Raw genomic sequence first — 13382 nt, forward strand, 5'->3', positions numbered from 1 at the left:
ACGGGCTAATGTTAACGTGTCAGACACGTGATTGTGAAATTAGTTGCCAATAATATGACTTTTTATGAAAGTTAGGGGGAGAGACGTTTGAAATCATTGCTGGCGGTATTTTTAGTTTTATTATTGAGTGCTTGCCAATCTGTTTCAACCACACAAGCAAATGCAGCACAAAATAATGCTTCTGAGGCTATTGTGTCCGAAGATGTTAGTGATAATTCAGGCTTTATCACTAATGTTAGTTTGAAGCAGGCTGTAGATGTTGAGCAAATAGATAGTCTAATGCAGCTGGAAAAAGTGGGTGAAGAGGTTGCAGTAGTCGAGAAACCGAAAGTTATCGCAACTAAACTAGATGAAGCACCTGTCTCGATAGACCCTATAACCCTAAGCTTATTAGAAAGAGGTGAAACAGCATTAGCGCAACAAAAGCTACTTACACCAGAAGAAGATAACGCTAACCTTTATTTTCAGGCCGCTTTAGGTCGAGAACCTGATAACCTTGCAGCTCAAACTGGGATTAAAGAGATTGTCCGTTATTACACAGCTTGGGCATTGGATAAGGCTAAGCAGGGGCAAACGAGAAATGCCAATAAATATCTTGCCGCGGCAAGTTTTGTAGATGAGGCTAACCCTTTAATAAAGCAAACAAAGCAAGAGATTAAGGATTGGCGCGCAGGTATAAAAAGGACATCAAAAACGACTAAAAATGATCAGAAACAGTCAAAAAGTTTGCAAACTAAATTTTATTTGCCGCAGAACTTGTTTAGTTTGCCTGAAGCGCTTGTAATTCAAAAGTTACAACCAATTATTGATAGAATTGAAAAAGATCAACTTAATATCGAGATCTTTTGGCCGAATGATAAAGAGGCGAGATTGCTTTATCGCATTATCAATAGCCGTACGGAAGATTTTCGTGTGCGAGGAATGATATATCGTCGTGCACAACATATGATTGAAGTTAAACAAGGTTAAGGTGTATTTAACATGATGAAATTCGCAGATAAGTTGTCTTTTTTGCAGGGAGCTGGACGACTGTCTAGTGTGGGGAAGTGGGTCGCCATACTTGTGGGTGTTTTGTGTCTTGTATGGACTGCTCTCGGTATTTATTGGAGTAATGAGCCTGATCAGTTCGATGTTGTGTCAGCGGCAAAACAGCAAGCGGAGCAAAGAGGCTATCTTAATAACAGTAAAAAGCTTGTGGTGGGTTATACCACAACAAATACCTTGTATACCTTGGTTGATACTTTGCTTGAAAAACCGGGTGGCTTTTTAAGTAATGACATCACTCCGCCCGGTGTTTTTATTGATAATATTCCTGCTTGGGAGTTTGGTGTTCTGGTACAAGTACGTGACTTGTCTCGTGCATTACGTAAAGATTTTAGTCGTTCTCAATCTCAGTCTACAGAGGACCAAAACCTCAAAATTGTAGAGCCGCAATTTAACTTTGATCACAATAGCTGGGCGCTTCCTTCTAGTGAAAGTGAATATCAGCGTGGTAATGAAGAGTTGTTAAAGTATCTGGATAGACTAGCAGTACGTGGTGAAGGCGGTGCTCAGTTTTATGCTCGTTCTGATAATTTACAAAACTGGTTGCAAGATGTTGAGACGCGTTTAGGAAGTTTATCTCAACGTTTATCTGCCAGTGTTGCTCAGACACGTGAAAATACAGATTTAGCTGGTGATGCCAATGCACAACAATCTACCCAAGAAATGACTCAGCAAAAAGTAAAAACACCTTGGCTTAAAATTGATGATGTATTTTATGAGGCAAGAGGTGCGAGTTGGGCACTGATTCATATGTTGAGAGCCGTTGAGGTTGACTTTGTCTTTACTCTGCAAGACAAGAATGCCCTTGTAAGTCTTCGTCAGATTATTCGTGAGCTAGAGGCAAGCCAGGCAACTGTTTGGTCGCCAATGATATTGAATGGTAGTGGTTTTGGGATGCTAGCGAACCACTCACTGGTAATGGCATCTTATATCTCACGTGCTAATGCTGCCATCATTGATCTTCGTCGTTTGTTAGAGCAAGGCTAGTTGTGAACCTATCTCAGCAGGGGCATATTCGACTCGCCGAGTTGGAAGATGCCTCTGCTATCTTATCTATCTACAATCAGGCAATTGAAACTGGATTTGCTACTGGGCATTTGACACCTATTCAGCTTTTAGATGTTCTTGATTGGTTAGAAGCTGGGCATCTAGAGCGTCCTTTTTGGGTGTTTGAGTACGAAAATACTGTGCTTGGCTGGGCAAATGTAGATGATTTTCACGGATTACCTACCTTTTCAGATTGTGTTGAAGTGGGTGTTTATGTCTGCCCTGACAATCATAGGCGAGGAATAGGTAAAGCCTTATTAAAAAGGCTAGAAAAAGATATGACGTTATTAGGCGTTTCTCACCTTATGGCATTTGTTTTTCAACAAAATAAATCCAGCTTAGCTTTGTTTAATTTACACGGCTTTGAAGAGTGGGGCTTATTGCCCAAAGCGGCTAAAGTTGCGAGTCAGCAATTCGATATTTGCCTTTTGGGTAAGTATCTAGATGTTGAGAATTTAGAGAGCTAAACGAGATAGTCTGTTATTTTTAAAAAAGGGCCTGTGGCCCTTTTTTTGTACTGATTAAATGAGAGTAATGAATGGGTTGGCTACATAGGTTCAAATACAGAGCCAAGGCTAGGTACAAAGAGTTTGTTATAAAGTCGACTGGCATAATCATCAGTCATAGATGCCATGTAATCACAGATAATTCTATGGCCATTCTGGCTTTGCTTTTCGGCTTCTAGCCATTCAACCGCAAGATCTTGTGGCAAGAGTCTTTGCGGATCAGCGCTAAGAGCTTCAAACATTTCAAGCAACATTTGCTGTCCTTTATAAACCAGCATTTGTACCTCTGGTTTAAAAATAATATGTTTCATCTCAAACTCTTTTAATGCGCTAAGTGCTGTTGCTTCGGGGTTAGGGAGTTTAGCTTGGAACTTGAGTAAAGGGTGTTCAAAATCTGAGTTTTCAACTATCTGACAAGAGGTGATGAAATGGCTGACGAGAAAGCCTATAGCATCTTTTCTTAAGTGGCTTTTTCCGCTAAAGAGCTTGTCTCGAATCATTGCAATATTATCAGTAAGAGTGGGGCAGTTTGCTTCTAACAACTTAGGCTCTAAGTGTTGCTGCCACATGCTCAAAGTTACCATGCCAAGCACTATAGCATCTTCAAGGTCATGGACCCCATAAGCAATATCATCTGCAAGGTCCATAATGCTGGTATCAAACCCTGAGTGGCATGACTTTGCGTGCCGACTGCCAGGTAGTTTCTTTACTTGCTTAAAGGTGTCCCTATCTGATTGAGAAAAGGGAGCTAAAATCCAGTCAAGTAAGTCTTTTTCATCATTGTAAACACATTTTGGTGGTGCCCAAAGTTCAGCTTTGAACTGACGGAAAGAAGCTTGCTTGCCCTCATACTTGCCTACGACATCTTGATGAGCCACAGGGTATTTTAAAATGCCTAATAAACTTCGACGGGTAACATCCATACCGTATTCAAGAGAGTAGGAGCCACGTTTTCCTAGAATACGCAAAGATTGGGCGTTACCTTCAAAGCCTCCATGTTCAGTCATGAGATAATTTAGTGCCACTTCTCCACCATGGCCGAAAGGAGGGTGACCAATATCATGACTTAAACAAATGGTTTCTATCAAAGATTCATCAGGTAGCCAGGTCTGAAATTCAGCTTGGCTAGAATTGGCACTTCGTAAGTGGTGTACTAAGCCATTACCAATTTGAGCGACTTCTAAAGAGTGGGTCAACCTAGTACGACTATAGTCATTTTGTCGTATAGCGAGTATTTGGGTTTTTGATTGCAGGCGTCTAAAGGCTGCGCTGTGAATGATTCTCGCCCTATCTCTTTGGTAGGGGGTTCGATAGTCATTATCTCTTGACTCAACCGGACCTGATTGACGTTCTTGCCATACATTGAACATATTCTGCTGTTCAGAATCAGCCACTTTAGGATCTCCTCGCTAAGGATTTAGGCAGTTAGTCTTCATCTTTCACGAAAAGACGATTTAGGTCAATGTTCGTTGTAAATAGAGCTGCCATAATTTGAGCTTATATTTGAAATCTTATGGATGACGCCGTGTTAAACAGCCAACATTTAATTACGTTTAAACTTTTGGTGGAACAAGAAAGTTTTACCCAAACAGCACGTTCACTAGGCATAACTCAACCAGCAGTTAGTCAGCATATTCAAAAGTTAGAGCAAGAGCTTGGACGAGTATTGTTGATTCGTCATGGTCGTAAAATCGAACTGACTGTAGCAGGTAAAACCCTGTATCAGCATGCTCAAGATTTAGAAAAGGAATATCTAGATCTTATGACTCGTTGGCCACAGACTGCTTAGATAAGTGCTCTTGCTCAAGTAGGTTAAGGTATTGCTCAGCTTGTTCTAACTGATTTTCATTAAAGACTTTGATTTGAAGTTTGTTAAGTGCCTCGGCGGTAATGCCTTGGCCAGGTATTTTTGCGCCTGAAAATTGGCCGTTATAAACTTCTTCATTTCCGCAAGAGGGGCTGTTAGCTTTTAAAATGGCAAGCTTAATCTCTTCTTTGACTGCGAGATCACAAGCCAGTTGAGCGCCATGTCTAAATGCTTGGGTAACTGTTTCACCCTCAATGGTCATGACTTCAAGATAATTGCTTGATTCTTTATCTGAGATAATTTCAGCAGCGGCTCTTGGCGTGCTGAGCCCTCCAGCTACTTCAGGGCATACGCTTATAAGGCGTCCTTCTTCCTGCCATTTTTTCCAAATCAGAGAGGGTAAAGCATTGTCTTTGCCATCATAACGCACAGGGTGACCATCAAGGCAGGCACTTACAAGAATTTTGTACATAGGGCTTCTTTGTTATCAAAGCTCTATGATAACACTGCAACTTATAAAGAGAAGCCTATGAAGCTTCTCTTTATAACGTTAGATGTTTTATTGATTGTTTACTGGGATAAGGTTTGAAGCGTGTAGACCACACTCTTTGTGCTCAGATTCTTCCCACCACCAGCGACCTTCTCTTTCATGCTGATTAGGAAGTACCGGGCGGGTACAAGGCTCGCACCCAATGCTGATGTAACCTTTTGCATGTAGCTCGTTGTAAGGTACATCAAACATCTTGATATAGTTCCATACATCTTCAGATGACCAATTGGCAAGAGGGTTAAACTTGTACAAAGGCTTATCTTCTAAGCTAAATGCATCATCAAGTTCCGCGATAGCAAGCTGAGTTCGTGTGCCATGGCTTTGATCTTTTCGCTGGCCTGTGATCCATGCATCAAGTGTATGTAACTTTTTACGTAGAGGGGCGACTTTACGAATACCGCAGCATTCTTTATGGCCGTCATCGAAAAAGCTAAATAATCCCTTTTCACGGGTAAAGGCTTCTAGCTCTTCACGATCAGGGCTTAGGATATCGATTTTAAGGTTATAGTGTTTTCTAACTTGCTCGATAAAGCGATAAGTTTCAGGGTGTAAACGTCCAGTATCAAGTGAAAATACCTGAATGTCTTTTTTTGCCTTTACCGCCATATCAATTAGAACAACATCTTCAGCGCCACTAAAGGAAATAGCAATGTTGTCGAATTCTTTTAATGCGTTGTGAATAATTTTTTGTGCCGCATCTTCCGTGTTTGCTTGAGTAAAAGCATCTAAATCAAATGATGTCATGTATTGTGCCTAAAATGGTTAGCCTCTTTTAGCGCAACCATAGCAAGATGTGACACGCTAATGAAATAAGAAAGCACACTAACCTTATGCTTTCTTGGATTAACTGTGAGAATGATTTTTATTTATCAGAGCTGGGTGCAATTAGTGCTCATTTGTGAGGGCTTGGTATAGGCAATATAGAATACCAGCGGTGACGCCCCATATATGAATATTCTCATAAGTCACTTCAAAAAAGCCTCTTGGTTTGTCAGCGAGTATTCTGTGCTCAAACTTAAAGTTTTTTGGGTTGAGTAAATAATCTAAAGGAACCCAATAGGCTGACTCAACTTCATCATAACAAATCATAATAGGAGTGAGTTTGGTTACTTCAGCAATGACTGGACTCACACAAAAACCTGATGTGGTGAAATAGTCACCTAACTGACCAATAACATTAAAGTTTTGTGGTTTTAGACCCACTTCCTCTTCTGTTTCTCTTAATGCTGTGGCAATAACTGTGGCATCTGTGGCATCCATTTGACCACCCGGGAAGGCAATTTGCCCCGGATGGTTACGCATATGCTTAGCTCTTTGAGTTAATAGTACTTGTAAACCTGCCGTGGGCGAATGCCAGATAGGCAATAGTACAGAGGCTGGTTTAAAGGTTAGATCGTATTCGCTTGGTGCTAATTTCTGATCTGGGTTCTGAACGTCAGGTGTGTAAAATTTACTATCGAGCGCCCGTGAGATCTCTTCGATGCTGGGAGAGATCGCAGGGGAAGCCAAAAATGTTTCTACATCCTTCATAGTATCCCTTAACTTAGAAATTCTGTTTCCAAAGTATGGGTCAAACGCTTCACTTTTGTGAAAGTTTCACGAAATTCTTCTTCGCATTTTGAGTCGGCAACAAGGCCGCCTCCGGCCCAACAGTGTATATTTTCTTTATCAGCAACCAAGCTTCTAATCGTGATGCTCGAATCCATTTGCCCGTTTAAACTGAAGTATGCAATCGATCCACAGTAAACTGAACGCTCGTGTGGCTCCAGCTCATCTATGATTTGCATGGCTCTAATTTTTGGCGCGCCTGTTATTGAGCCACCCGGAAAGCTATGTCTAAACACATTAAAGTGTTTATGCTTTTCTTGGATGCTGCCAGTAATAGTTGAAACAAGATGATGGACATTTGGGTAAGTTTCTAGGGCAAATAGCTTAGGTACTTTAATTGATCCTGTATCACAGGTTCTTCCCATGTCGTTACGTAGCAAATCGACTATCATCAAGTTTTCTGCTTTATCCTTAGTAGAATTTAGCAATTCTTGTGCCAATGCTTCGTCTTCTGCTGGTGTTTTACCTCTAGCTCGTGTGCCTTTTATTGGCTTTGATTCAACTTTACCTTGATCAATTTGCAGGAAACGTTCTGGTGAATGGCTGAGAATGCTACCCAGTTTATCGATTTCCATATAGGCTGAAAACGGCGTAGGGCAGCTTTTTCGTAGACTTTGGTAAGCCTGTAGCGTATCACCAAGGTATTGGCTGCTAAAGCGTTGAGCTAAATTGACCTGATAGCAGTCACCAGCCTGAATATATTGCATGACTTTTTCAAACTTGGTTGCGTACTCATTGGCTTCCATGTTTGATTCAAACTTATGTTTCAGCTCAAACTTTGTCTCTGATTGCCCTGCTAGGTCTAGGCTTGATGTGCTGTTAGCCTCTAGATTGGCTTGCGCCTGTTGAAAACTTTTATGGCGATCTAAGATTTCATTAACTCCCTCTTCCTCACACCAAGGGGTGTACATTAAAAAGGTTTGTTTAGATGCATGTAGACTGATAATTGCCCAGCCATAAAGACCGGCTTGAATGATAGGTAGGTTAACATCATGTGTAACAGTGTTGGGCAAGCTCTCAACAAAGTGGCCGCCATCGTAGCCAAAATAGCCCACAAGGCCGCCAGTGAAAGGGAGCTCTTCGTCTGCTTGTTTTGCCCAGTCAAACTGACATGCTTTATTTATGATGCTTTCAATGCCTTCCATAACAGGTAAGGTGCCATCTAGATCAAATAAGGGCAGGTCACGCCATTCAAGCTGGCATTGTGTGTCATTTAGGTGCGCACTTAGTTTAGCTAAAGGGTCTGCAACTAGAATGTCACATTTTGTATCAGGAAAGTTAGGGTGGTTACTATCTAACAGTATAGGTTGTGGTAGATCTCGATAAAAAGGGTAAAGGTGAAAGAGTTCTTCTAGGTAAGGAAGATTTACAAGCTTAATATCTGTCATAATAATATCGAAACAAGAAAAAACGCTATTGTATCGACTCTCGCTCATCAGTGGTATCACTTGAACGTCATTCACAAAGGAATATTCCCATTGTCCCAAGTTTTTTATCTTAACCTTGCTAATACTAAGCTTGCCTATCGAGTTTATGAAAACCCTAATGTTTCTGCCCAGCGTACCGGTGTCTTTATTCATGGGGCTGGAGTGGGAGGAGAAATTACTTGGCCTGCAATCATGGAACACCTATCAAGTTGGCACAGAATTATCGTGCCTGATTTAAAAGGTATGGGTGATACCTATGCGCATCATCAAGGCGAAGAGGCTGTTTCTATCGATACTCTGACACAAGAAGTGTGGCAGCTAATAGAGCATTTAGAATTAAAGCATTTTGACTTGGTTGGTTATTCATTAGGAGGCCTTGTTTCACTCAAACTTAACCAGTTGCTGGCTCAAGAGCATCAAGCCGGAAAAAAACTAGATTTAACCATTACCAAAATGTGCTTATTAGAGCCTGCAAGTTTAGATAGAGAAGACAATAAAGAATTGCTTGCCTTGAGAGAGAATTATAAAAAAGCCGCTGAAACGATTAGAGAAACGGGTGATGTGGAGCAGGGTATTGCTCACTTTGTTGACAGTGTCGCGCCAAATAGGCGTAAACATCCCATTGCAGAAGCAACGACTCAATCCCGTTTAGCGCACAGGGCAGATGGCTTCTCTTATGCGTTGGATGCAGTAACTGATTATGTTCAGCTTGATACGCATGATTTGAGAGCGGATCTATTAAAACTTGCCCCACCCACCTTATTGCTTGCCGGTGATTTAAGTCATGCTGCTTTAAAGCAGCATTATGACCTACTTGCCCAGCAACATTCTGGCTGGGCTTTTGAAGCTTTATCTGGTTGTGATCATTCTTTACCCTTTCAAAAGCCAAGGCAAATAGCGAAGAAAATGAATAAATGGTTTGCTTCTGAATAAATAGAAAGACCTAAAATTGAGTGAGATCAATAGCTTGATTTGATACTTGCTGTTTCACTTTAGATGTAGATTGACTCATAGTGCTTCTCACTTTAGGGTAAAAAAGCTTCCTTAATAGAAGTGCTTATTTATAAGTCTAGTCGTAATTTAGTAAGACTTATCTTAGTTTTAAAACGTTGGAAACAAGGAGGTTTCCTGTGTCTTTAAAATCTAAGTGCGATATTCAGGCCTTTACTTTAGTTGAGGTCTTAGTCGTACTCGCCATTTTAATTTTGTTAGCAAAGCAGCTTGTTGGCTCAAGTTTACTCGGTTGGTTTAGTCAAACGGATTATGAAAAACTATCATCTGCTCAACAAAGTTTGGCGCGAGGGTTAACCATAGCCCGTCAATATGCTGTGCAAGCTAGGCAGACAATTTCTCTTTGTGCTGGTGATTACCAAGATCAAGAATGTGAAGGAGATTGGTCAAAAGGTTGGTTTATTCAATCTGAGGGTATGATTAAAACTTATCATTTATTTCCTTCAGGCATTTCGATTATCTGGTCTGGTTTTCCTGCTACAAAACAACAAATCGATTTTTATCATACGGGTTATTCTGGTTATCAAAATGGCACTTTTTACTTGTGTCAGTTTGGATTAATGGCGCGAATCGTTGTTAATCAAAGTGGTCGTTTCTACCTGTATCCTGTTAGTGAACTGTCTGAGTCCATTGAGGGATGCAAATGAATCATACTTTCAGAAAGACTTACAAAGTTGATAACTCAAACTCTTCTGGTTGGGTTCTTATAGAAACCTTAATGAGTTTAGCTGTTTTCGCCTTGGTGGTTGGTTTACTGAATCAGCAAAATGAGCATGATTTTGAGCAGCTGACAGAACTCAAACTATCCACTAAAAAATCCTACCGTGAACAGCAGATATTAACCTTGCGCCGACTAAAGCAGGATTATACCTGGCTTGAGGCTAGCCTTGATACTGGCGGTTTTAGTGAGTGTGAAACCTGTACGGATACGTCTTTAGATGCTTGGTTTTTGTATTGGATAGCGCCTATTGGTGTGATTGAATTTTTACCAAGCGAGGAGATATTGGGAGTTTCTGAGTGAAACCTTTGATTTCTGCTAATGCTTTTGCAGGTTATTTGATGTTTGAACTTGCAGTTTCCTTCGCTGTACTTCTGATATTAATGCAATTGTTATTGCCTGTTTTGAGCAATGTAAGACAGCAAACTAATATCAAGCTTCGTTTGTTATCACGAATTGAATTAGAAGCCGCTGTGATAGACCACTTTCAATCTCAGCTTGCGCCAATGTTTTGGCGAGCTTGTGGAAACGCTAGTGACTTAACTTTCACTATTGGAGCTGCTGATCAGACCTTACCAGAGCGTATAGATAATAAATCAGTATTAGCTCAAAGTGATTGGCTTAATGCCACGCATATAGGTACATGCGCGTATCCCGTTGAAGTATCGAATTTATCTCAAACGATTAATTATGGCTGTGAATGGGCAGATGAAATAATTTTTTCAAACTGTGATATGTCTTCTCAAGGTGTTGTAGAGCGGGTAGGTGATATCAGTACCGATGTGAAATTCTATGACTCAGATGTGATAGGTAGAAGTGGTTTTGTGTTATCAAAGCAGGCTTTTATTTGGTATCTGGCACCGGGTAAGTTAGAGGACGCTTTTTGGCACACACCAGAGACTTCTGGTAACTCACTTGAACTCTGGAGCGGTGTTCGTTATTTATCATTTTACCCTTTATTAGATATAGATTCTGATGGCACTTTTGACACCATGACAACTAATTATGGGACTTATTTTGTCTCACAGTTAAAGGGGTTATGGATAGAGTTAATTGTTAAAGAGAAGACTTGTACTCAAGCAGAAAAAGAAATTGAGCAAGAGTTTATGAATTACAGAGGGGAGGTCTGGCGCTTTTTCCCTAAGTGTGAATTTATTATTCGTTTTGTGGTGAGCTAATGCGACAGCCAAAAGTCACTTTCGCTTTTATCAGCTTACCTGTCTTACTTTTATTCCTATTTGTTATTTCGCTTTCATATCAGTTTAATCAAAAGCAATCACAGCAGAGACAATGGCGTTACCAACAAGCACAAGTATTAGAAGAACAGCTCATATGGCGAGCATTTGAATTTCAAATTGTTTCAAATGTGGGGCCTAGTCAAGCAAGCGATTCAACTTGTGCTGGCTTTTGTATTTTAGATATTAGCGATTTGGCGACAGCAGCTTGGCCTAATGTATATGAATATCAGGATGAAAGCTTAGTTTGGATTTTTGAAAAGTATCTAGGTGGCAAGAGTACTTATAGACTCTGTGCTAAAGCTGTATTGCACTCTTTAACTTATTGTTGGTGGTTAACGCAATCTGATGGGCAACTTTACTGGTTCGCAAGTTTACCCATCAATCATTAGAAGTATGAGAGGAAGTTTCCTATTCTCTAATTATTGATCTTCTAAATAGTGTTCTTTACTACAGTAGAATTGATTGTTCCGGCCTTTAACCGCATGACTTCTTGGGGTGTAAACGCCACAGACCTTGCAGGAAATCATTTCCTCTTCAGGTTTACTTTTATTTTCTTTTTTATTTACTTGCTCGCTTCTTTGGTTGATGAGGGCTCGAATATTTCTAAATAGCCACCAGAGAAGAAGAAAAATAAGAGTAAAAACAATTAAGCGTACGATCATCAATATTCCCTTTATTGGGTCTCTAAAACATAACCAAGCTATTCTAACAGACTTGATAGGATAACAAAGCAATGACCTTAAAAGTAGCTATGGCACAAGTTGATATGCTTGTCGGTGATATTCATAAAAATAGTCAAACCGTGATCACTAAAGCGCTCAAAGCAAGAGATGAAGGGCAGGCTAGAGTCATTGTCTTCCCTGAACTTACTTTGATGGGTTATCCACCTGAAGATTTGTTGTTAAAGCCAAGTTTAGAGCAGGCAATTGAGACTGCATTAGATGCCATATTGGATCAGGTGCATGACATCTATGTGATTCTAGGTTATCCAAGACATGTGGATGGGGCTTTATTTAACTGTGCAGGGGTGCTTTTTAATGGGGTTTTAATTGCAGAATATAACAAACAAAAATTGCCCAACTACAGGGTGTTTGATGACAAACGTTATTTTGAAGCTGGAAATCAGGCCCTTGTTGTTGATATTGATGGTATTCGTGTTGGATTAAGCATTAGTGAAGATATCTGGCATCAAGAACCTTGCGCTTTAGCTAAGGAGGCTGGTGCGCAAATTATCTTTAACCTAAACGCCTCACCTTTTCATATGGAAAAAGTAAATGTTCGTGAAGCTTTATTGCATAAAAGGGCATTAGAGGTAAATCTACCTATCCTTTATGTGAATTATATGGGGGCGCAAGATGAGCTGGTGTACGAAGGCGGTTCATTTGTTGTTGATCATAGAGGGGTAAAAGTTTTTCAAGCACCTTGGTATAAAGCGGGTTTGTATTATTTAGATTTGAGTGCGCATTCTACCATTACTCTTCGAGGTGAAAATGCATATTTAATAGAGCCTCTTGCTGGTACTTTGAGTCCTAACTTATCAACTGAAAGCCGCTTATATCAAGCGCTTGTGCTGGGGTTACGTGACTATGTGGAAAAGAACCAATTCAAAGGAGTGTTAGTTGCCCTAAATACGAGTCTTGAGTCCTTATTGACCTTTATCATTGCTGTTGATGCTTTAGGCGCTAATCGCGTAAAAGCGGCATTAATGCTAGATGAGCAAACAAGTAAAGCTGATTCGGATACATTAGTGGCTATATCTAACAAGTTAAAAGTCATGATTGAACAAGTTGATATTGAACCCATGATGCTTGCTTATCAGGTTATGGCTCCCTTGGAAGGTAAAAAGAAACAAAGCTCAGGGCCTAAGCTAAAAGCGCGTATTAAAACGTTAACTTTAATGACAATGGCGAGCTCTTTGGGAGTAATGGCATTATCAAATGCAAACAAGAGTGAAATGGCTTTAGGTTGTACTACTTTGTATGGGGGCATGTCGGGCAGCTTTTCTGTGCTGAAGGATATCTTTAAAAGCCAAATTTTTAGTTTATGCCAATATCGAAATAGCATTAAGCAAATAATTCCTCCTGATTGGGTACAAGATAACAGCTTAGATAACGACATTATTCAGCTACTGGGTGTTCAGTCGCTTCATGATTATCAAACTTTAGATCAGGTGCTAAGTCTCTATATAGGGCAGAATTTAAATTTAGAAGAGATAGCAGCACAAACACAAATTAGTCGTAAAAATGTTTGTCGTATTTTGGCTTTGGTGAACGCCAGTGAGTTCAAGCGACGCCAATCACCCTTAGGCGTTAGGGTAACACAAGCAAGCTTTGGCCGTGATCGTCGTTATCCTATTTCGAATGGTTGGCAGTTAGGCGAATAATCTTAGGAAGAGAGGAGGAAGGTGAGTTATCACCTTCCTGAAG

The 13382-nt window shown here is 40.3% G+C and carries 16 protein-coding genes; 10 read left to right on the forward strand and 6 right to left on the reverse strand.

Translation table 11 applies throughout. The annotated features are described in order from the left end of the window. Positions 1-87: 87 nt before the first annotated feature. The 3 genes from TW85_RS08940 to TW85_RS08950 are packed head-to-tail and all read left to right on the forward strand — an operon-like array spanning position 88 to position 2558. Positions 88-969, forward strand: coding sequence for a hypothetical protein (locus TW85_RS08940; RefSeq protein WP_052702045.1), 882 nt, complete (start codon positions 88-90; stop codon positions 967-969). A 12-nt stretch (positions 970-981) separates the two neighbouring features. Next, a complete protein-coding gene (locus TW85_RS08945; protein ID WP_046016782.1) occupies positions 982-2031 on the forward strand; it encodes a DUF2333 family protein in 1050 nt (349 codons plus the stop codon). 2 nt (positions 2032-2033) lie between these two features. Then, entirely contained in the window at positions 2034-2558 is a 525-nt protein-coding gene (locus TW85_RS08950) for a GNAT family N-acetyltransferase (protein WP_046016783.1), read from the forward strand. An 80-nt stretch (positions 2559-2638) separates the two neighbouring features. Here TW85_RS08950 and TW85_RS08955 read toward each other — a convergent pair whose 3' ends face one another. Further along, a complete protein-coding gene (locus tag TW85_RS08955) occupies positions 2639-3991 on the reverse strand; it encodes an anti-phage deoxyguanosine triphosphatase (RefSeq protein ID WP_238326192.1) in 1353 nt (450 codons plus the stop codon). Between the two features lie 119 nt (positions 3992-4110). Here TW85_RS08955 and TW85_RS08960 point away from each other — a divergent pair, with 119 nt between their 5' ends. After that, positions 4111-4386: a LysR family transcriptional regulator gene (locus tag TW85_RS08960; RefSeq protein ID WP_052702046.1), complete on the forward strand. Its 276-nt coding sequence runs from the start codon at positions 4111-4113 to the stop codon at positions 4384-4386. On the opposite strand, the gene TW85_RS08965 is transcribed toward TW85_RS08960, so the two are convergent. From TW85_RS08965 to pabB, 4 genes are all read right to left on the reverse strand, one after another. Then, positions 4358-4876 carry a DUF523 domain-containing protein gene (locus tag TW85_RS08965; protein ID WP_046016784.1) on the reverse strand — a complete coding sequence of 173 codons (519 nt, stop codon included), beginning with the start codon at positions 4874-4876 and terminating at the stop codon, positions 4358-4360. The genes TW85_RS08960 and TW85_RS08965 overlap by 29 nt on opposite strands. Positions 4877-4963: 87 nt before the next feature. Beyond that, positions 4964-5698 carry a phosphoadenylyl-sulfate reductase gene (locus tag TW85_RS08970; RefSeq protein ID WP_046016785.1) on the reverse strand — a complete coding sequence of 245 codons (735 nt, stop codon included), beginning with the start codon at positions 5696-5698 and terminating at the stop codon, positions 4964-4966. Between the two features lie 141 nt (positions 5699-5839). Further along, positions 5840-6484, reverse strand: a complete 645-nt coding sequence (locus tag TW85_RS08975; protein WP_046016786.1) for a CoA pyrophosphatase — start codon at positions 6482-6484, stop codon at positions 5840-5842. An 8-nt stretch (positions 6485-6492) separates the two neighbouring features. Further along, positions 6493-7950 carry an aminodeoxychorismate synthase component I gene (pabB, locus tag TW85_RS08980; protein WP_046016869.1) on the reverse strand — a complete coding sequence of 486 codons (1458 nt, stop codon included), beginning with the start codon at positions 7948-7950 and terminating at the stop codon, positions 6493-6495. Between the two features lie 90 nt (positions 7951-8040). On the opposite strand from pabB, the gene TW85_RS08985 reads away from it, so the two are divergent. The 5 genes from TW85_RS08985 to TW85_RS09005 all read left to right on the forward strand — a co-directional run bounded on the left by TW85_RS08985 (position 8041) and on the right by TW85_RS09005 (position 11345). Beyond that, positions 8041-8922: an alpha/beta fold hydrolase gene (locus tag TW85_RS08985; protein ID WP_046016787.1), complete on the forward strand. Its 882-nt coding sequence runs from the start codon at positions 8041-8043 to the stop codon at positions 8920-8922. 197 nt (positions 8923-9119) lie between these two features. Next, entirely contained in the window at positions 9120-9647 is a 528-nt protein-coding gene (locus tag TW85_RS08990; protein ID WP_046016788.1) for a GspH/FimT family protein, read from the forward strand. Beyond that, entirely contained in the window at positions 9644-10021 is a 378-nt protein-coding gene (locus TW85_RS08995; protein WP_046016789.1) for a hypothetical protein, read from the forward strand. The genes TW85_RS08990 and TW85_RS08995 overlap by 4 nt, the downstream gene beginning before the upstream one ends. Then, positions 10018-10896 carry a hypothetical protein gene (locus TW85_RS09000; protein WP_046016790.1) on the forward strand — a complete coding sequence of 293 codons (879 nt, stop codon included), beginning with the start codon at positions 10018-10020 and terminating at the stop codon, positions 10894-10896. Before TW85_RS08995 ends, TW85_RS09000 begins: the two co-directional genes overlap by 4 nt. After that, positions 10896-11345: a hypothetical protein gene (locus tag TW85_RS09005; protein WP_046016791.1), complete on the forward strand. Its 450-nt coding sequence runs from the start codon at positions 10896-10898 to the stop codon at positions 11343-11345. Before TW85_RS09000 ends, TW85_RS09005 begins: the two co-directional genes overlap by 1 nt. A gap of 30 nt (positions 11346-11375) precedes the next feature. On the opposite strand, the gene TW85_RS09010 is transcribed toward TW85_RS09005, so the two are convergent. Next, positions 11376-11618: a PP0621 family protein gene (locus TW85_RS09010; RefSeq protein WP_046016792.1), complete on the reverse strand. Its 243-nt coding sequence runs from the start codon at positions 11616-11618 to the stop codon at positions 11376-11378. Between the two features lie 71 nt (positions 11619-11689). Between TW85_RS09010 and TW85_RS09015 the strand changes: the two genes are divergently transcribed. Beyond that, positions 11690-13339 (forward strand): NAD+ synthase, encoded by a 1650-nt coding sequence (locus TW85_RS09015; protein WP_046016793.1) that lies wholly within the window; start codon positions 11690-11692, stop codon positions 13337-13339. The last annotated feature ends 43 nt before the right edge of the window (positions 13340-13382 follow it).

The organism is Marinomonas sp. S3726, from assembly GCF_000967665.1.
Taxonomy (GTDB): domain Bacteria; phylum Pseudomonadota; class Gammaproteobacteria; order Pseudomonadales; family Marinomonadaceae; genus Marinomonas.